Genomic DNA, 20921 nt, shown 5'->3' with positions numbered 1-20921 from the left:
TCTGTGATCAGGCCAGTAAATTCAGGCAGCCGGAAACTTCTCTGGCTGCCTGTTATACCCTAAATCATTTTAAAGCTTACGGGCAACTTCAACTACCTCAAAGACTTCCAGCTGATCACCTTCCATAATTTCATTGAAGTTTTTCAGCATCAGACCACATTCGAAGCCTTGACGTACTTCCTTAACATCATCTTTAAAGCGTTTTAATGAAGCCAGTTCACCAGTATGCACAACCACATTATTACGAATTAACCGAACATGAGAATCACGTTTGATTAAACCATCAGTTACCATACAGCCGGCGATATTACCCACTTTTGATACGTTAATAACCTGACGGATTTCTACTGTACCAATCACATTTTCTTTTTGCTCTGGTGCCAGCATACCGCTTAAAGCTGCCTTCACATCATCTATAGCATCATAAATGATATTGTAATACCGGATCTCAATACCTTCATGTTCAGCCAGTTTACGTGCAGTGGCATCAGCACGTACATTAAAGCCGATGATAACTGCGCCCGAGGCGATAGCCAGATTCACATCAGACTCTGTCACACCACCTACACCACTATGCAATACATCAACCCGTACTTCATTAGTAGACAGTTTACGCAAACTACCTGCTAAGGCCTCATAAGAACCCTGAACATCTGCTTTAATAATAATCGGCAAGCTTTGCGCCTGATTTTCACCCATGTTGTTAAACATGTTTTCCAGTTTGGCGGCCTGCTGTTTAGCCAGTCGTACATCACGATATTTACCCTGACGGAACAGAGCAATTTCACGTGCTTTTTTCTCATCAGCCAGTACAATAAAATCTTCACCGGCATTAGGTACATCTGACAATCCTAGAATTTCTACCGGAATAGACGGACCGGCATCAGTAATGGTTTTGCCGTTCTCATCTACCATGGCACGTACACGACCAAAAGTTGTACCGGCAAGCACAACATCACCTTTACGCAACGTACCGCTTTGTACCAGCAAGGTTGCTACCGCACCACGCCCTTTATCCAGACGTGACTCGACAACAATACCTTTAGCAGCAGAATCTACAGGTGCTTTCAGCTCCAGAACATCTGCTTCCAGCAATACTGCTTCCAGCAATGCATCAATATTGGTGCCCTGTTTGGCTGAAACATCAATAAACTGTACATCACCACCCCATGAATCAGGGATGACTTCATGTGCGGTCAGTTCCTGACGAATACGTTCAGGATTGGCGCCTTCTTTATCAATCTTATTTACAGCCACCACTAAAGGTACTTTTGCAGCTTTAGCATGTGCAATGGCTTCAATAGTCTGAGGCATTACTCCATCATCAGCGGCCACCACCAGAATCACAATATCGGTAGCCTGCGCACCGCGAGCACGCATAGCAGTAAATGCTTCATGGCCCGGTGTATCCAGGAATGTAATCACACCGCGCGGTGTTTCCACATGATAGGCACCAATATGCTGTGTAATACCACCTGCTTCACCCTGCACAACACGGGCACGGCGAATATAGTCCAGTAAGGATGTTTTACCATGGTCTACATGCCCCATCACAGTAACCACCGGCGGACGGGGTAATTTTTCAGCCTCAGTAACAGTAGTATCTTCATCCAGAAAGGCTTCAGGATCATCAGCTGCAGCAGCCTTACCAATATGCCCCATTTCTTCTACTACAATCAGAGCAGTTTCCTGATCCAGTGACTGGTTGATGGTCACCATCATACCCATCTTCATCAGGGTTTTAATCACTTCTGCAGCCTTAACAGCCATTTTGTGTGCGAGCTCAGCAGCTGTGATGGTTTCCGGCACCAGCACTTCATGTACTACAGGTTCAGTAGGTGCCTGGAAGGCATGCTGATTCGGTTCCAGTTTAAGCTGTTTCTTACCACCTTTTTTACTGCCTCGTCTGCTGCTGCGTCCCTCTTCAGAGTTGGCCGCATCTGCCGAACGCCGGTTTTTACCACCGCGTGCTGATTTACCTTTTGGCATATCATCTTCACGCTGATGACGCTGTTCATCCTTTTTACGCCGGCCTGCTGATTCAGACACATTTTCTGCCGCTTTCGGTGCATTACTGCTCACCGGCTTTTTCTCAGTTGGCTTAGCCGAACGCACTTCAGCAGTTTTCTGCTCACTAACTGCTTTACTTTCTTCCTTAGCCTGCTGTTTAGCTGCTTCGCGCCGTGCCTGACGTTCCTGTTTCTGTTTCAGTAACATTTCACGATGAGCGCGCATGGCTTCAGCACGTCTGGCTTCTTCATCACGCTGAGCCTGCTCTTCAGGACTGATAATCGGCTTAGCTGCTTCAGCCTTAAGTGCAGCCAAATCAATTTTTTTCGCATTCCGGTTACGGTTGTTGCGTTTGGATTTAGACTGCTCAGTTTTGTCTGCTGCTGGCTTTTTATCAGCAGGTACTTCTGCAGGTTGAGCTGCTGCGTTCTGTTGCTGTTTCACTTCCTGTTTTACCACTTCTGTCTGCACAGATTCCACTTTAGGTTTCTGTTCGGTTTTACTGGCCGCCGCTGCTGCTTTCAGACGTGCTGCTTCTGCAGCTGCTGCCGCAGCAGATTCTTCTCTGCGTCGCGCTTCAGCCTGCTCTTCAGCAGCTTTTCTTGCCAGTTCTTCAGCCTCAGTATCTGCTGTTTTCACCGGTTCGGATTCAGGCTGCGGAAGATTCTGTTTTTCTTCTGCCTGTCTGGCTTCCTGTTCTTCCGGCGGTACAGCAATACGCCGCCGCCGGCGGGTTTCAACTTCAACGCCGCCAACAGTACTTTTTTCAGCTGGTTTTTTACGATTCAGCGTGATGGTACCGGCAGACTGACTACCATTAGACTGCTTTAAATAAACCAGCAACTGTTTTTTATCTGCAGCTGTCAGTTTATCCGTCGCTGCCTGTTTGTGTACTCCTGCTTCGGCTAACTGTTCCAGCAACCTTGAGGTTGATAAATGCAGTTCCGAGGCAAATTGTTCTACAGTTATTTGATTACTCATTCGCGTACCCTCATACTTCGTCAAACCAGTGGGCGCGTGCTGCCATCACCACTTTCTTGGCGGTTTCCTCATCAATGCCTGTAATTTCAATCAGTTCATCTACTGACAATTCGGCCAGATCATCACGGGTTTTAATTCCTTCATTGGCCAGATCATGCAGCATTTCCTGATCAACACCTTCCAGATTTTTCAAATCTTCGTCCATGTGCTCTAACTGCTCTTCAGAGGCGATGGCCAGGGTTAAAATGGCATCACGGGCACGATTACGCAATTCTTCTACCGTACTTTCATCAAAACCCTCAATTTCCAGCATTTCCTGAACAGGAACATAAGCCACTTCTTCCAGGCTGGTAAAGCCTTCCTGAACCAGTACCTCAGCTACGTTTTCATCAACACCCAGGTTATTGATAAACAGCTCACGTACGGCTTTATCTTCAGCTTCGTGGCGTTCCTGAGCCTCATCCACAGTCATGATGTTCAGCTGCCAGCCTGTTAGTTCGGCTGCCAGACGTACATTCTGTCCACCACGTCCGATTGCCAGGGCCAGCTGATCTTCTGCCACAATCACATCAACAGAATGATGATCTTCATCTATCAGAATACGAGTTACTTCTGCAGGGCTCAGCGCATTAATCACAAACTGTGCAGTTTCAGGTGACCACAGCACTACATCAATACGCTCACCTGCTAATTCTTCCGTTACTGCATTGACACGCGAACCGCGTACACCAATACAGGTACCCTGCGGATCAATACGTGCATCATTGGATTTCACCGCAATTTTGGCACGTAAACCCGGATCACGTGTTACTTCCTTGATTTCCAGCAGACCGTCTTCAATTTCCGGCACTTCCATTTCAAACAGTTTTAACAGGAATTCTCGCGAAGTACGTGTCAGAATAACCTGACTGCGGTTACCAATCTGGTCTACCCGTAAAAACAAAGCTCGTACTCTGTCACCATTACGGAAGTTTTCACGCGGAATCATCTGATCTCGCGGCAACAGTGCTTCCAGACGGCCAATTTCCACGATTGCACCGTGTCGTTCCACACGTTTAATCGTACCCAGAACCAGGCTATCTTTACGCTGTAAAAATTCATTTAAAATCTGTTCACGCTCTGCATCGCGAATGCGCTGCAAAATAACCTGTTTGGCTGTCTGTGCGCCAATCCGGCCAAATTCTACATTTTCGATTGGTTCTTCGTAATACTCACCAATCTGCAGCGTAGTTCCCGGAATTTCTTCCTGAATCTCTTCAATGGTTTTTTGAATATCGGGATAGGTATAATCCTCATCAGCCACAATCAGCCAGCGGCGAAAACTGCTGTAATCGCCGGTATTGCGGTTAATCACCACCCGCACATCCATATTTTCACGCTCAGTTTTTTTCTTTGCCGCACTGGCCAGAGCAAATTCCAGCGCGCTGAATACTACTTCTGTATCTACATTTTTTTCACTCGCCAAAGCTTCAGCCAGTAGTAAAATTTCACGACTCATTTAATTCTCCTTGTAAGCCTTTGCTTACAAAAATATGAAATTTCAATTTAAAAATCAAATTCTGGTTTTAAACGTGCTTTATCAATATTCTGCCATTCTATTAAAACTGTCTTACCGGCTGCCACAGCAGCACGTTTGGCCCGACGCGCTTCATTAATTTCTTCCAGCGTAATACTGATTAAATCGTTTTCATCAATACCATTAATCCGGCCAATAAAATTCTTCTGCCCGTCTATAGGCAAACGTGTCTTAATCTTGGCCAGTTGCCCGGTAAAACGCGTAAAATCTGCCGGTTTGGTTAAAGGACGGTCTAAGCCCGGGCTGGAAATTTCCAGACGCTGATAATCCACATCCTCTACAGCCAATACCCGGCTTAAATGATTACTGACCGCAACACAATCATCCAGGGAAATACCGCCTTCTGCCTTATCAATAAAGACGCGTAAATCCCCCTGAGCAGTCAGCTCATAATTAACCAGCTCATAGCCCAGACCCGGCAAAGTTTTTTCTAAAATGCCCTGAATATCCATCTGTGCTCCATAAAAACAAAAAAAATGGCCTTAGGGCCATTTCTCAATAATTCGAAAAATTTCTTTATTTTAACTCATTGTTGAAAAAAAAGAAACCACCTGCCATTATTCAAATTTAAAATTAATACCGATTAGCACAAACATATCAATTAATTGCGTCATCGGCACTGTATAATCACTGTCTGAAATCAGTCATAATAATTAACATTATGTAAATTTTTCATAACAAATTATGAAATAATGTCAACAATTTACCGTTTCGTTCAGATATACTGATAAATGAGGCATCTGCATCATATCCAAAAGCACAAAATTAATATGAATTAATTATAAGTTACTATGACTATTGAATAAAAAACTAAAGAAACTCACACTTAAGGGATTGGCTAAAGTTGACGTTAAGACTAAACTGCACTCCCCTATAATCACTAGAGGTAAATAAATGCGTAAACAGTTTTCTGCCAATACCGCAATGACACTGGCTGCATTGGGTATTGTTTACGGTGACATTGGAACCAGTCCTCTGTATGCCTTAAAAGAAAGCTTCCGCGCTTCTACAATCGCTCCCACAGAAACTAATGTACTGGGCTTTGTTTCTTTGATTGTATGGTCATTACTCCTGATCGTTACTCTGAAATATGTTCTGTTTATTCTGCGAGCCGATAATAATGGTGAAGGCGGCGTTGTTGTACTGATGCAGCAGGCAATGCAGCATCTTAAGGGTAAACCTGTATGGATTGTGATGATGATGGGGCTTACCGGCACCGCCCTTTTTTACGGTGATGCCATGATTACGCCGGCCGTATCGGTTTTATCCGCTGCAGAAGGGTTAACGGTAATCAGTGAAAACTTCCGCCCTTATGTTATGCCTATAGCATTGATTATCCTGTTCGGACTTTTTTTCATTCAAAAAAAAGGTACACACAAAATCGGTACACTGTTTGGTCCGGTTATGCTGATATGGTTTAGTGCTATTGCACTGATAGGTCTGTATCAGATAGTTCAGGCTCCGAAAATTATTCTTGCTTTCAGCCCTTTCTATGCAATTAATTTTGCCATTAATCATGGCTGGGACGGTTTTATCGGGCTGGGCTGCGTTGTACTGGCTGTAACCGGTGCAGAAGCCCTCTATGCCGATATGGGACATTTTGGTCGTAAACCAATCCAGACAGCATGGATAAAAATTGTTTTACCTAGTCTGATTATCAATTATCTGGGTCAGGGTGCCCTGATTCTGCATAATCCGAATGCAATTAATAACCCGTTTTTTCTCAGCGCACCGCACTGGCTATTGATTCCATTAATTATTCTGGCTACTTTTGCAACTATTATTGCCAGTCAGGCCGTTATTGCTGGAGCCTACTCGCTTACCCGTCAGGCAATACAGCTTGGCTTTGCCCCACGCATGAATATTATCCATACCAATAATGAAGAAGTTGGTCAGATTTACCTGCCGCTGGTTAACTGGCTGTTACTGGTAGCAGTCACATTAGTAGTACTGGCTTTTCACGATTCAGAACATCTGGCTTCAGCTTACGGTATTGCAGTTACGGGTACCATGGTTATTACCTCATGTCTGTTCTGCGTAGTAATGATTAAAAACTGGCGCTGGCCAATCCCGCTTGCCTTACTGCTTACTTCGGTTTTTCTGTGTTTTGATCTGGTTTTCTTCAGCAGTAACCTGCTAAAACTAATTCATGGCGGCTGGTTCCCGGTAATGGTAGCCCTGATTGTGGTTACATTATTCTCAACATGGCGTCGCGGACAGGCACAATTGCTACAGGCACAGCAAAATCAGGAATTTTCATTGGATAATTTTGTTGAAAACCTGCACGACTACCCGCCTCAGATTGTTTCCGGCAATGCAGTATTCATGGTTTCCGACCCGTTCAGCATTCCACGAGCACTCCTGCATAATCTGAAACACAATAAAGTACTGCATAGCTATAATGTATTGCTCAGCGTCAAAACCAAAGAAATACCCTATGTGGCCGATAATGACCGTATTGCCATGAAACAGATTGGTCCCCGCTTTACCAGAGTCATCGCCAATTATGGTTTTCAGGAAACAGCCAATATCACCCATATTCTGAAATTGATGGCTGAACAAGGAATTAAACTTGATACCATGGATACCTCTTTTTTTCTGTCACACGACAGCATTGTTGTTGCCGCCAAAACCAAACATGGCAATATGGGGCGGTTACGTGCACGCCTTTTCAAATGGTTATATAAAAACAGTGCTTCAGCCGGTAATTACTATCATATACCGGCTAACCGCGTCGTCGAACTCGGCGCTCAGGTCGTGATTTAACTACACAGCAATTGCAAAAAATTCATGAGAGATCCATATGAGCATTAAAATCGGCATAGTCGGAGCCACAGGTTATACTGGTGTAGAACTATTACGTTTACTGGCACAGCATCCGGAAGCTGAAATCATCACCATTACCAGCCGCAGCACTACCGGAACAACGCTAAGCGATTATTTTCCCAGTTTGCGCGGCATCTATGATCATTTGATTTTCCAACATCCCGATCAGGCCGACTTAAGTAAATGTGACTTAGTATTTTTTGCAACACCTAACGGTGTAGCCATGCATGAGGCTCCAATATTACTGACACAGGGAGTTAAAGTAATCGACCTGTCTGCAGATTACCGTATCAAAGATGTAGCAGTCTGGCAAAAATGGTATCCGTTTACTCATGCCAGCCCCGAATGGATCGCAAAAGCTGTTTATGGTTTGGCAGAACTGAACCGTACTGCCATTACTCAGGCGCAGCTGGTAGCCAATCCGGGCTGCTATCCGACTTGTGTCAGCCTGCCTTTATTACCGTTATTGCAGCAACAATGTCTGATTCATGACATGCCGCTTATTGCCGATTGTAAATCAGGAGTATCTGGTGCAGGTCGCAAAGCAAATACCGGTAACCTGTTCGCAGAATGCAGCGATAATTTCAAAGCTTATGGTATCAGCGGACACAGACATTTACCGGAAATCAGGCAAACACTGAATCTTTTACAACCTAATTCAGGTAACAGTCTGGTGTTTGTACCTCATCTGACGCCCTTGATTCGCGGCATGCATGCCACCATATATATTCAGGTAAAAGAAGGTTGCAACCCATATCAGTTGATTGCCGATTATTATCAATCCAGCCCGTTTGTTGATGTCATGCCTGCTGGCAGCACACCTGAAACCCGCTCAGTCCACGGAGCAAATCTCTGCCGCATCAGTATACAACCTGCGCCGCAGAATAATACCTGGATTATTCTTTCTGTAATTGATAATCTGGTAAAAGGTGCAGCCGGACAAGCTGTACAGAATATGAATATCATGTTCGGGCTTGATGAAAAAAGCGGATTAAATCTTATTCCCCTCTTGCCATAACCGGTCAGCAGGATAGACAATCAAGTATGCACATATTATTAAAAGGACTACACCATGTCAGAAACCGATATTGAAACACCGATTATCTTTACTGAAAGCTGTTGTACCAAAGTAAAAGATTTAATTGCAGAAGAAAACAATCCGGACCTGAAACTGCGCGTATTTGTAACAGGGGGAGGATGCTCAGGTTTCCAGTACGGTTTTACTTTTGATGAAATCGTTAATGATGATGATTTTGAAATCCAGAAAAATGGCTTAACATTTCTGATCGATCCAATGAGTTATCAGTATCTGGTTGGTGCTGAAATCGATTATTCTGAAAGTCTGCACGGTTCACAATTTGTTATCCGTAACCCTAATGCAACTACCACCTGTGGCTGTGGCTCGTCTTTCTCTGTTTAAGTGAATCGACTATATAGCAAGATTTCTTTACTCAAACAACTGAATTAATTTTCTAAACCAGCCAAAGCAGGCTGGTTTATTTATGGGCAACAACCAGCGATAACCAAAAATTGTTCACTTTAAAACTCAATACATTAAAAATTTCACACAATTTAAAAATAATTGTCATTTACAATAAAATGTAAAAATAACAAACAGTTAACATTCGATTTTATACTTAAGCCTATAATCATCTGGGTAGCCAAAAGCAGTAAAGGCCTTTTTTAATAATAAATTAACAAGGAGCTTTGCCATGAACCATGATATAAAAAAATGCCCGGTAACCCATCTCACAACAGATCAGGGGGCGCCTGTATCTGATAATCAGAATAGTCTCACAGCCGGACCACGCGGTCCTTTACTGGCTCAGGATTTATGGCTGAACGAAAGACTGGCCAATTTTGTCCGCGAAGTTATCCCTGAACGCCGGATGCATGCAAAAGGCTCAGGTGCATTTGGTACTTTCACAGTTACCCACGATATAACCCAATATACATGTGCCAAACTATTCAGCCAGATTGGCAAAAAAACCGAAATGTTTGTACGCTTTTCTGAAGTAGCAGCTGAACGCGGTGGTGGAGATGCTGAGCGCGATATCCGTGGCTTTGCCATGAGATTTTATACCGAGCAGGGCAATTGGGATCTGGTAGGCAATAATACACCTGTATTTTTTCTGCGTGATCCGCGTAAATTTCCTGACCTTAATAAAGCCGTCAAACGCGACCCCCGTACCAATCTGCGCAGCCCTACTTATAACTGGGACTACTGGACTTTACTGCCGGAATCATTTCATCAGGTAACCATTACCATGTCCGACAGAGGCATACCGGCCAGTTACCGGCATATGCATGGTTTCGGTTCACATACATTCAGTTTCATTAACGCTGATAAAGAACGCTTCTGGGTTAAATTTCACTTCCGTACCCAACAGGGAATTAAAAACCTTACCGATGAAGAAGCCGCCACTATTATGGGACAAGATCGCGACAGCCATCAGCGCGATCTTTACAATGCTATCGAATCCGGTAATTTTCCTAAATGGACAATGTATATTCAAATTATGCCGGAAACCGATGCAGAAAAAGTACCCTATCATCCGTTTGATTTATCTAAAGTATGGCCGCATGGCGATTATCCGCTTATCGAGGTGGGCAAATTCGAACTAAACCGCAACCCGGATAACTATTATCTTGACGTTGAACAGGCTGCTTTCGCTCCTAGTAATCTGGTGCCGGGAATCAGCGTTTCTCCTGACAAAGTTTTACAGGCACGCCTGTATAATTACGCAGACGCTGCCCGCTACCGTGTAGGGGTCAATCATCATCAGATACCCGTTAATAAAGCACGCTGTCCCGTTTTCAGTAACCATCGTGATGGTACAACCCGGGTAGATGACAATTATGGAAGTCTGCCCCATTACGAGCCTAACAGCTTCCATCAATGGCAGGAACAGCCTGAATTTCGTGAACCTCCGCTTAAAATACATGGTGATGCTGATTTCTGGAATTTCCACGAAGACGATAATGACTATTTCAGCCAGCCCCGCGCCTTATTTAACTTAATGAATGATAACCAGAAGCAGGTACTGTTTGAAAACACAGCACGAGCTATGGGTGATGCACCTGACTTTATCAAATACAGACATATTCGTAACTGCAATGCCTGCCATCCGGACTATGGTGCAGGCGTAGCCAAAGCACTGGGCATGACAGTAGAAGCAGCTATAGCAGCACGCAGCAGTGACCCAGCACAGGGATGTGCTGTTCTGATTTAAACTTAATCATTAATTGATAAAAATCCTTAAACAATAACGTTTAAGGATTTTTATAAAGAAATATATTTCCGTTAGATAATTTATTAAAACTAAAATCTTTATTAATCCAGATTCATAAACAACTAAAACATTAAAATAATTTAATCAGAAAAATGTTCTATATAAAGGGAATGAAAAACTATAAATTAAACTACAACATAAAAATGTATCAAAATATTTTAATATTTAAAATTCATAATATTAATTACCTGGATTTCTTTAATGACTATTCATCGATCATCGACTTATTTCAAACCTTCAAATTCTGCATTAAATTAACATTTATCTTTATTCTAAATTTTCCACAGATAATTTCATGCACAATAAAAAATACCCGTAATCAGCAATTACGGGTATTTTATTACCTAGGCTTAATTAATAAATAAACCAATTTATTCAATAAGCAGGGGCACTTGTTAAATGCATAGATTGCTGTATCGGCTCCACCGAATTTAATCTATCATCAATAGCGGGAGTAAATCCTGCCATGGCTGAAAGTAAATTCTGAATCTGTGCTGAAGGATCATTACTATGATTAGAAACAAATTTACCTTTAAGTGGTGAGTTATCTGCCAAATCACTGGAAGCAATTTTCCGTAGATTAACAATATCATTTCCATTTTTAGCTTTAGTTACACCAAAGGAACGATTTTTCTTCATATCTTCATAGGTGACGCTTTTATCTTCAAACACAAAATTAAAAGCCCGGCTATTTTTATTTTTAGTATCAAAATAATCAGGTAAGGTCACTGAATCTGCTGATCCATATGCATAAATGACTAAATCATTACCAGAACGGATAAATTCAGCATCGGCCAGACTAGCACCTTTAAACACCAAATCATTACGCTGATCTTTATTTTTTTTATCCATATAGCCTAAATCATTCACCACATCCTGACCATGACCGGCTTCAAATTCATAACGGTCTTTATCAAAATCACCGCCGTTGAGAATATCATTACCGACACCGCCATTCAGAATATCATTACCAGAACCACCTTTTAAAACATCATCTCCTGCACCTCCGATAAGAATATCGTTTCCTTGCCAGCCTGAAATAATATTATCCTTTTCATCCCCGCTCAGGATGAAGGCATAATCTTTTTTGATATTTTCCAAAGTAATGGCTTGATCATCAAATATAAAGTTAAATCCTCTACTATCGTCTTTATAGTATGTAGAGTTGAAGTAATCAGGTAGAGTCACTGAATCTATTGATCCATACGCCTGAATAACCAGATCGGTTCCAGAGCGAATAAATTTTGCATCTGCCAGCTTGGCACCTTTAAAGACAACATCATTTCGCTCATGTTTTGTGAATTCATAATCTCTACCTTTATCATTAATCACATCCTGACCATGACCTGCTTCAAACTCATAACGGTCTTTATGCCAATCTCCTCCTTTCAGGATATCATTGCCTGTCCCCCCTATCAAAATATCGTAACCTTCTCCTCCTTCCAGAATATCATTGCCTTCACCTCCATCCAAAATATCATCGCCATATTCACCTGATAAAGTGTCATTGCCCGCTCCTCCGCTCAAAATGTCTTTACCATACCAGCCGTTAATAACATTGTCTTTTTCATCTCCGCTCTGATTAATCGTAAAGTGCTTATTGATATCTTCATAAACGATAGTTTGATCATCAAATATAAAGTTAAATGCTCTGCTATATCTGTTATCATAGTTGAAGTATTCAGGTAGAGTCACTGAATCTGCTGATCCATATGCCTGAATAACCAGATCATCTCCATATCGCAAAAATTTTGCTTCTGCTAGATTGGCACCTTTAAATACAAGGTCATTACGCTTTTTCAAATAGGATTCAGAATAATAGTTATCACCTTTATCATTAACTACATCCTGACCATGCCCCGCCTCAAACTCATAACGGTCTTTATGCCAATCTCCTCCTTTCAGAATATCATTGCCTGCGCCCCCATTTAAAATATCATAGCCTTCTCCCCCGTTCAAAATATCATCGCCAACTCCTCCATTTAAAATGTCATCACCCTTATCTCCATTCAGAATATCATCGCCAGCTCCTCCATTCAGAATATCATTTTCTGTACCTCCATTTAAATTATCATTGCCTTCGTCTCCATTTAAAACATCATCGCCTGCTCCTCCCCATAAAGTATCATTGCCTTCGTCTCCATTTAAAATATCATCGCCATATCCTCCACCTAAAACATCATTACCCGCTCCTCCGTTAATCAAATCCTTTCCATCCCAGCCACTAATCTCATTGTCTTTCTCATCTCCGCTCTGATTAATCGTAAAGTGCTTTAAGATATCTTTATAAATGATAGTTTGATCATCAAATATAAAGTTAAATGCTCTGTTAACAATGTATTTATTGATGAAGTAATCAGGTAGAGTTACTGAATCTGCTGATCCATACGCCTGAATAACCAGATCATCTCCATATCGCAAAAATTTTGCATCTGCCGAACTGGCTCCCTTAAATACTAAATCATTATAGTTTTCAGGATAATTGTCATCACCTCTATCATTGATTACATCTTTACCATGCCCCGCCTCAAATTCATACCGGTCTTTATGCCAATAGCCGCCATTCAGAATATCATTTCCAGCACCACCATTCAGAATATCGTAACCTTCTCCTCCTTCCAGAATATCATTGCCTTCGCCTCCATTCAGAATATCATTACCAGCTCCTCCCCATAGCGTGTCATTGCCCATCCCCCCATTTAGAATATCAGTTCCTTGCCAGCCAAAAATAACGTTGTCTTTTCCATCTCCATTCTGAGTGAAAATATAGTCTTTTATAACATTATCATAAGAAATACTCTGATCATCAAATATAAAGATAAAAGCCTTATAATTATTATGTATGAAATAATCCAATAAAGTTACCGAATCTGCTGATTTATACGCTCGAACAACTAGACTGTTCCCTGATCGACTAAATTCTGCGTCTGCCAGTTTGGCTCCTTTAAATACTACGTCATTAGATCCAAACTGATAACCTTGTGAATCATAAGCCTGGTCATTAATCACATCTTGGCCATGCCCAGTCTCAAACTCATAACGATCTTTACCCCCATCACCTCCATTCAGAAAGTCATTTCCAGTGCCACCATTCAGAATATCATCACCAGCTCCTCCGTTCAGAATATCATCGCCAACGCCTCCATTTAAAATGTCATCACCATTCCCTCCATTCAGAATATCATCACCAGCTCCTCCATTCAGAATATCATCACCATTTAATCCATTCAGCATATCATCACCAGCTCCTCCATTCAGAATATCATCACTGCCTTTGCCCCAGATGGGGTCTATATAGGGAGTAACGCTCTGATCATCAAATATAAAATTAAACGATCTGCTGTAATAACTATCGCTGAAATATCCTAAGAGAGTCACAGAATCTGTTGAACCATACGCTTTAATAATCAGGTCTGTTCCAAAGCGGATAAATTCTGCATCTGCCAGTTTCGCTCCTTTAAATACCAATTCATTACGAGCATTTAGATCGTCTTTAGAATCTCTACCATCATCCTTAACTACATCCTGACCATGACCTGCCTCAAATTCATAACGGTCTTTATGCCAATCTCCTCCTTTCAGGATATCATTGCCTGTCCCCCCTATCAGAATATCGTAACCTTCTCCTCCTTCCAGAATATCATTGCCTTCGCCTCCATCCAAAATATCATCGCCAGCTCCTCCCCATAAAGTATCATTGCCCGCTCCTCCGCTCAAAATGTCTTTTCCATCACAGCCGGAAATCTTATTATCTCCATCATCTCCACTATGAGTAAAAGTGTATCGACTCATCAACTCTTCATAAGTAATCGTTTCATTATCAAATACAAAATTAAATGCACGATTATCGCTATTAAAATAATCCAATAAGGTTACTGAGTCACTCGTTCCATACGCCTTTATAATTAAATCATTGCCCATACGTACAAACTGTGTATCTGCCAGCTTGGCTCCTTCAAAGCATAAATCATTGCGCTTACTTTTTTCACTGACATATCCAAAATCTTTTATTACATCCTGCCCATGGCCTGAGCGAAATAGATAGCGATCTTTCTGCCATTTGTTTCCATTAAAGCTATCATTTCCATTTGAACTAATAAAAATATTATCTATCTCACCATAAAGTTGAGCTATTAATCCATTATCACGAGCTACTTTCAATAGATTGGCTTGCCGCCTTTCCCGCGCTGCACTATTATATTTCCCCAGATTCTTATCAATTTGCATCAATTCTCTAGCTTCGGCCAGCTGATTATTTTCAACTAATCTTACAAGCTCTTGATCTAGCTTAGAGTAATCATATCCGATTTTTTGCTGTTCAGCATTCCACTGCGCCAGAATAACTGGGAAAAATAGCTCCTTATATACTCCTTCGGCCAATAAACTGGCGGAAACATATTCTGCAAATTTATTAAACTCCTTAATAAGTATAGGTGCTGCGTGTGAATGAGGATCTGAATCAAGTCTTCCTGAGCACCAAATACCTAAAAAATCTGAGCCGGTTAGATTTTCTAAAGTTACCAACTTCCGTGCGTCATCAATATATTTTCCTCGACTTACGGGATCAACCTGTTCAGAACCAGTCCATCTATAAATCAAATTGTTCAGTAGTGATTCACGTGTTTTAGTATCAGCTGTCAGATAAGCTTTAACCATTTCCTTTAGAACAGCATCTTTCTGCATAGCAGTATGCAGATCTGATACATTACCAAAGCCTTGTATATAAGGTAATTTCGCTATATCTTTATCAATTGCCAAGTAATCAGTATTAAAAGTATCTCCTTTATCTACCTTAAACCATACATCTGTTACATCTGTCTGATGCCCGTCTGCCCAGGTAACTTGAGATGTTTCTCTGTGCTCATGACCATTCTCATCTTTTTTATCACCTTTCAGATAATTAAGTCCTATAGCTGTAATCTGAGTATTACTCAGCGACAATAATTCTCCCTCATCAACTAAACCATTCTGATTTTTATCTTGCCATAATTGTAATCTCGACCACACTGAATCAGCAGTATCAATTACACCATCTCGATTCTCATCAAATTCAGCTAGGGCTTCGAATCCATTTTGTGCTTTTTTACCAGAAGATAATAAAGTATTACTGCCAAATAACTCTTTTCCGTCATCAATCAATCCGTTTTGATTACGGTCTAAAACCAGTAGTGCATCATTACTATCAACCCAGCCAGTATTCTCTGCAAAACCATTTCCATCATGATCAAAATATGTATGCTTACCTTGTGCAGTAGTTTTTACACCATCTCCATTCATATCAATGATAATAGGTGATCTGATATTCTCCGCATCCTTGAAATCCGGCCGAGTATCATCTTTTTCTCTCAGCCGGATATTTAAATCTCCATTTCTGAAATTTTTTATGATCAATCCATCATTAATAATTAAATCCCCGCCTTCCCAAAAATACTTGATTCCGCCACCATAGTAAGTATTTTCAGGATCATTTTCAGCATGAACACCACCGGTTAATTTATTACCTTTATAGCTGCTGATTGGTACAAGACATTTATTTCTGCCATCTCTTAAATATACTTCTCCAGAACCATCTGAGTCTTCAATAACATCCATGGTATCAACAATATAAGTATCATATCCGTTTTTTCCCTTAAGTAGATCTTTTTCATATGAGTAGGAACTGGCGCCCATTAACAAATCATCACCATCGCAACCTATTAAATCATCTTCACCACCACCACCAACTAATACAGATCCAGGGCCATTAAATACCATTCCAATATCATCTATAGATTCGGCCTCTAAAATACCATTGTGAAATTTACTATCTGCATCATAAATAACTTTTCTTCCCAAGGAATCTCTAAAATTAATAGATGGAGATTCTTTGATTAGTTTCCAAATTACAGCTAAATAAGCTGGTGTTGTTAGAAGACCAACTTTATCGATATCTTCTTGCTCTAATTTAGTTTTCTTCAATTGAGCAAAATCTTTATCTGTCACAGTAACGGCGGACACATCTCCTGTAAATTTAATCGGTACCGTTCTGCCTATACCAAAGGGATCGATCACTTTTTTAAAATCTTCATTTAAGTAATTAGCAACCCCGTTTTTAGAATCAAAATCAAAATTATCTTCACATGGAATTATTTTTAACCCTTGAATTTCCTTTGTGCCATCCGCTTTAACCACAAATTTTATTGAATCAAAATCAATAGTAAAACCTGTTGAACCAAAAATAAAGGCACGAGTTAAGTAATCACTAGATCCAATACCAGTAGTATATTGACTAATAGATTTTGTAAACTTCTTTATCTTTTTATCATTGCTTATTTCTGGGCTAAGAGGGTCGTCCGCTTTTAATATATTCCACATGGAAATAAAATCATAACTGCCAGCCGAAAACTCTGAAGAAAAGAAATTTTTAAAAAACTCAAAATTAGCTGCCGATACAAAACGCCCACCACCATGCGTCATATATTCCTGTGCATCGATCATCAAGGCGTCTCCCTCAGCACTCGCATCTCGTATCCACTTATCATCAACTAGTTCCGAAGGTGACGGTGCTGTTTCCTGATTCCATAAATATCTGGCGAGAATCTCATCTACTCTCACTAAATCTTCACCTGCATTCACGTCATAAGCCATGTTATTACCCCTTTTATTTAATATTTAAAACCACAGATTAAACAAATTAAAACTTATATTAACAAAAAAAATAATTAAAGTTTTAATATGTAATTTATTCTAAATTACCTGCGCCACCAATAATTTGGTCTATATAAAACATCGCCACAATTATTTAACAAATAAACTCTTCTGGTATCCTTAAAAGTTTTACTTTTATCTTTAGCTACAAATTCTGGCAAAGTTATTGAATCATAATATGTAACACTCAAATAAAAATTACCTACCCCCCAAGAGTTAAGGTCAATATCAATGGGAATTTTAGATTTTCCCGTAAATACTGCTGTTTCCATTCCGATATATTTTAAAATATAGTTTTTTCTCATCAATGACCACTCTGATTTATTTAAAACAGTACAGCAGCTATTACTATCATAGACAGAAAGATAATTTGGATTATCTAATTTATGTATCAAAATATAGTTTTTTAACTTAAAATCATCATTAATATAATTTTTATCCGACGCAAATATAAAGCTTTCCGCTTCATTATGTTTAATTAATATATCAAGTACTCTCCCAAAATCATCTTCATTTTCAATATCATCTTTTAGAAATTTTTCTTTATCTGGATTCATCGGAATCTTGAACACCCTACAACCCTGAGAACGTCTACAATCAGCTGCAGTTGGTAAAAATTCGCCATCGACATTAGTTACTTTATTATCCCAATAAAATTTATTTTCATATATCATTCGACCAGTTAAACTTTTCATCGCCTTATGCCATAGCTCTTCCTTGCTATAATATTTCTTATCCCGCCAGCAATACCCAGCCATGTTCTTAGCCTCAAACTCTTCTTGTGATACATTAAATGGTTTAGGATTTTTCCGCATTAATTCATTCCAGAAGTAATACGGCGATTTTTCATAATATATATCTCGTATTTTTAAGCCACCTGCTACCATCAATATAATGAACATAGTTATTAATGTATATTTTGCCGGTTTTGGGTGTGCTTTTGCTAAAGAAATTACTTTAACGAAAATCCATACACTAAGTAAGAGTAAGACAAAATAGATTGTGATAATTCCAAAAAATATCAAAAACATACCTTTATATCCTCCCTGTACATAAGCATTTCATCTGTTTAAACTGAAAGAACTATTACTTATAAAAACTATTTACAACTCAAAATCAGCTGCCGATACAAATCGTCGACCACCATGCGTCATATATTCCTGTGCCTCGATCATCAAGGCGTCTCCCTCAGTATTTGCATATTGTATCCACTTATCATCAACTAGTTCCAAAGGTGACGGTGCTGTTTTCTGATTCCATAAATATCTGGCGAGAATCTCATCTACACTCACTAAATCTTTCCCATTTTCTAATTCATAAGCCATATATTTATACTTTCATACATAATTTTAGATTAATAAAACTTATTATTAATAAGCTTTACAAAATATATCACATTTGTCATATAATTACATTTTATTTATTTTATAGAAATATGGTTTATATAAAATATCGCCACAATTATTTAAATAAAATACTTCATACGGATAATTTATCGGATAATAGTTTGTTTTGGTTTTTGGTAAAAAACCATCTATACCAAAATAATAATTACCTACTCCCAATGAATTTATATCTTCATCTGGAGGAATTCTTGATTCTTCTACAAAAGTATCAAAAATCGATTCTTTATATGCTAAGACATAATTTTTTCTTTTCTTCATTAATTGCCATTCAGATTTATTATATACTGTACAACAATCACTCCCATATAATTTAATAGAATCTTCACTTGTTTTTCGGTGTATTAAAATAAATTTTTCTAATCCAAAATTATAATTAATATAATTTTTATCTGAGTCATATATAAAAGTCTGTACTTTTGGTAATTTAATAAGTTCATTAATATTATCCAAATAATTATCTTGAACACCTATATAATTATTAAGCTTCTGATTTGTTAGATCAACTGGTACTTGCCATACTCTGCAATTATCCGAGCTGGTACATTGACCATAAGTAGGTAAAAATTTACCATCCATATTTTTTGTCCGATTTTCCCAATATAATTTATTTTCATATATGATTTTTCCTATCAGACTTTTCATTGCTTTATGCCAAAGCTCTTTTTTGGTGTAATATTTCCTGTCTCGCCAGCAGTATCCTTCTCTATTCTTTTCCTCAAACTCGTTTTGTGAAATGTAAAAAGGTTTAGAATTCTTTTTTAATAATTCATACCAAAAGTGATAAGGGGGTCTTTTATAATATAGCTTTTTTATTTTAAATCCTCCTGCAATAATTAATATCATGGATAAAACTATTACTATATATTTTGTTTTTTTGATTTTTTTCAATAATCAGTACTTTATCTATCATATTTACTAGACAATATAGTAATGTTAAAAAGATTATGATCGTACCTATCTGATCCAATATCAATATAAGTTTAAACATTGCTAATATATCCCATTAGAAAAAATTTTTTCAAATAATAAAATAATAAAATATTTAAAATTAATATTTACCCGAGTATAATTGTTATATTTGCTGTATTTGAAATAATTTTAATAAAATCTTGGATTTATATTTTTCAAAATTTTTATAATTAATATAGACCTTTATTTTATATAAATATCTTTGTCAAATATATTATAAACCTGTGATTAATATTAATCACAGGTTATTTTACACAGACTTTAATAATTAAATTTCAATTATTTATCAAAACTGGTTGCAATATTACCCAGTAATCTGTTTTGTTCTAATAATTCACACAATTGCACATCATCTATTGCATTTGTATTTAATCCTGCCATTGCATTAACAAGCTGTTGAACTTGTTGTGTGACCTGAGGATGACCGGTTATGTCGTTATGATTTACATTATTTCCAGTATAAAAATAGTAATCACCATCTTTATTTCCATTTCGTTCAAAACTAGCAAAAATTTCTGATAATGTAATTAATTGATTTTTAAAAACAAATTTCTCAACCCCAGCCCAATTTCCAACACCTTTAGAAAGACAATCTCTTATTTCAATGGAATCACCTTGATTATAACCTAGAAGAAATAATGAATTTCCTTTTTTTCTAAAAATAACTTCACTCATATTCACATCTGTAAATATTATAGTATCTTCTGTACCATTATTATGTTGTAATAATACATTTCCATCCCAGATAAAATCGTTTCCATGTCCTTTTGAAAATATATATATGTCATCACCGCCACTGCCGGAAAGATTATCATCACCAGATCCGCCCACAAATATATTTTTTCCATCATCTGCTCTTAAATCATCATTACCTGTTCCTCCTATTAATGTATTATCTCCTCCATAAGCTTGTAAAACGTCATTTCCGTTACCACCAACTAAAACATCATTATATTTTCCTCCACTGAGAATATCATCCCCATCTTCTCCGAATAATATTGCTCTGCCTGTATCAAGCGAAATACTATCATTGCCGGCAGTACCGTGTATTACCATTCCATCTTTCTGGAATTGCTCTAGGGTAATTGTCTTATCTTTGAATACAAAATTTTCTATCGCATACCCTCTATGCGGATAAAAGAAATCTCGTATTTCAATTGAATCTCCTGTGTT

The 20921-nt window shown here is 38.9% G+C and carries 12 protein-coding genes; 4 read left to right on the top strand and 8 right to left on the bottom strand.

All coding sequences use genetic code 11. From position 1 onward, the window contains the following. Positions 1–69: 69 nt before the first annotated feature. The 3 genes from infB to rimP are packed head-to-tail and all read right to left on the bottom strand — an operon-like array spanning position 70 to position 5019. The gene (gene infB, locus H3V00_RS05690) at positions 70–2991 is read right to left on the bottom strand and encodes a translation initiation factor IF-2 (RefSeq protein ID WP_198206834.1); all 2922 of its coding nucleotides are present in this window, start codon (positions 2989–2991) and stop codon (positions 70–72) included. 10 nt (positions 2992–3001) lie between these two features. Further along, entirely contained in the window at positions 3002–4489 is a 1488-nt protein-coding gene (gene nusA / locus H3V00_RS05685) for a transcription termination factor NusA (protein ID WP_037392462.1), read from the bottom strand. 47 nt (positions 4490–4536) lie between these two features. After that, complete coding sequence (gene rimP / locus H3V00_RS05680; RefSeq protein WP_084585112.1) at positions 4537–5019, bottom strand: ribosome maturation factor RimP; 483 nt, start codon at positions 5017–5019, stop codon at positions 4537–4539. Positions 5020–5461: 442 nt separating this feature from the next. Between rimP and H3V00_RS05675 the strand changes: the two genes are divergently transcribed. From H3V00_RS05675 to H3V00_RS05660, 4 genes are all read left to right on the top strand, one after another. Beyond that, the gene (locus H3V00_RS05675; protein ID WP_084585113.1) at positions 5462–7333 is read left to right on the top strand and encodes a potassium transporter Kup; all 1872 of its coding nucleotides are present in this window, start codon (positions 5462–5464) and stop codon (positions 7331–7333) included. Between the two features lie 31 nt (positions 7334–7364). Then, positions 7365–8411 (top strand): N-acetyl-gamma-glutamyl-phosphate reductase, encoded by a 1047-nt coding sequence (argC, locus tag H3V00_RS05670; RefSeq protein ID WP_198207159.1) that lies wholly within the window; start codon positions 7365–7367, stop codon positions 8409–8411. A 54-nt stretch (positions 8412–8465) separates the two neighbouring features. Then, entirely contained in the window at positions 8466–8813 is a 348-nt protein-coding gene (gene erpA / locus H3V00_RS05665; protein ID WP_078474723.1) for an iron-sulfur cluster insertion protein ErpA, read from the top strand. A gap of 292 nt (positions 8814–9105) precedes the next feature. Next, complete coding sequence (locus H3V00_RS05660) at positions 9106–10626, top strand: catalase (RefSeq protein WP_198206835.1); 1521 nt, start codon at positions 9106–9108, stop codon at positions 10624–10626. 435 nt (positions 10627–11061) lie between these two features. Here H3V00_RS05660 and H3V00_RS11430 read toward each other — a convergent pair whose 3' ends face one another. The 5 genes from H3V00_RS11430 to H3V00_RS05620 form a co-directional block, all read right to left on the bottom strand. Further along, complete coding sequence (locus tag H3V00_RS11430) at positions 11062–17313, bottom strand: calcium-binding protein (RefSeq protein WP_304944950.1); 6252 nt, start codon at positions 17311–17313, stop codon at positions 11062–11064. Between the two features lie 104 nt (positions 17314–17417). Continuing rightward, a complete protein-coding gene (locus tag H3V00_RS05635; protein WP_198206836.1) occupies positions 17418–18404 on the bottom strand; it encodes a hypothetical protein in 987 nt (328 codons plus the stop codon). 72 nt (positions 18405–18476) lie between these two features. Next, the gene (locus H3V00_RS05630; protein WP_198206837.1) at positions 18477–18698 is read right to left on the bottom strand and encodes a hypothetical protein; all 222 of its coding nucleotides are present in this window, start codon (positions 18696–18698) and stop codon (positions 18477–18479) included. Between the two features lie 84 nt (positions 18699–18782). Continuing rightward, positions 18783–19667, bottom strand: a complete 885-nt coding sequence (locus H3V00_RS05625; protein WP_198206838.1) for a hypothetical protein — start codon at positions 19665–19667, stop codon at positions 18783–18785. Positions 19668–20027: 360 nt separating this feature from the next. Beyond that, positions 20028–20921 (bottom strand): calcium-binding protein (locus tag H3V00_RS05620; RefSeq protein ID WP_304944955.1); only part of this gene is annotated, 894 nt, incomplete at its 5' end.

Source organism: Snodgrassella sp. W6238H11 (assembly GCF_016100525.1).
In the GTDB taxonomy this organism is placed as follows: Bacteria; Pseudomonadota; Gammaproteobacteria; order Burkholderiales; family Neisseriaceae; genus Snodgrassella; species Snodgrassella alvi.
The sequence above is the reverse complement of the archived record's forward strand: the minus strand, read 5'-3'. Positions and strand labels throughout refer to the sequence as shown.

Coding starts and splice junctions, on each gene's coding strand:
- rimP (WP_084585112.1), bottom strand. CDS start 5,019: ATGGATATTCAGGGCATTTTAGAAAAAACTTTGCCGGGTCTGGGCTAT.
- H3V00_RS05660 (WP_198206835.1), top strand. CDS start 9,106: ATGAACCATGATATAAAAAAATGCCCGGTAACCCATCTCACAACAGAT.
- H3V00_RS05635 (WP_198206836.1), bottom strand. CDS start 18,404: ATGTTTTTGATATTTTTTGGAATTATCACAATCTATTTTGTCTTACTC.
- erpA (WP_078474723.1), top strand. CDS start 8,466: ATGTCAGAAACCGATATTGAAACACCGATTATCTTTACTGAAAGCTGT.
- H3V00_RS05675 (WP_084585113.1), top strand. CDS start 5,462: ATGCGTAAACAGTTTTCTGCCAATACCGCAATGACACTGGCTGCATTG.
- H3V00_RS11430 (WP_304944950.1), bottom strand. CDS start 17,313: ATGGCTTATGACGTGAATGCAGGTGAAGATTTAGTGAGAGTAGATGAG.
- nusA (WP_037392462.1), bottom strand. CDS start 4,489: ATGAGTCGTGAAATTTTACTACTGGCTGAAGCTTTGGCGAGTGAAAAA.
- infB (WP_198206834.1), bottom strand. CDS start 2,991: ATGAGTAATCAAATAACTGTAGAACAATTTGCCTCGGAACTGCATTTA.
- H3V00_RS05630 (WP_198206837.1), bottom strand. CDS start 18,698: ATGGCTTATGAATTAGAAAATGGGAAAGATTTAGTGAGTGTAGATGAG.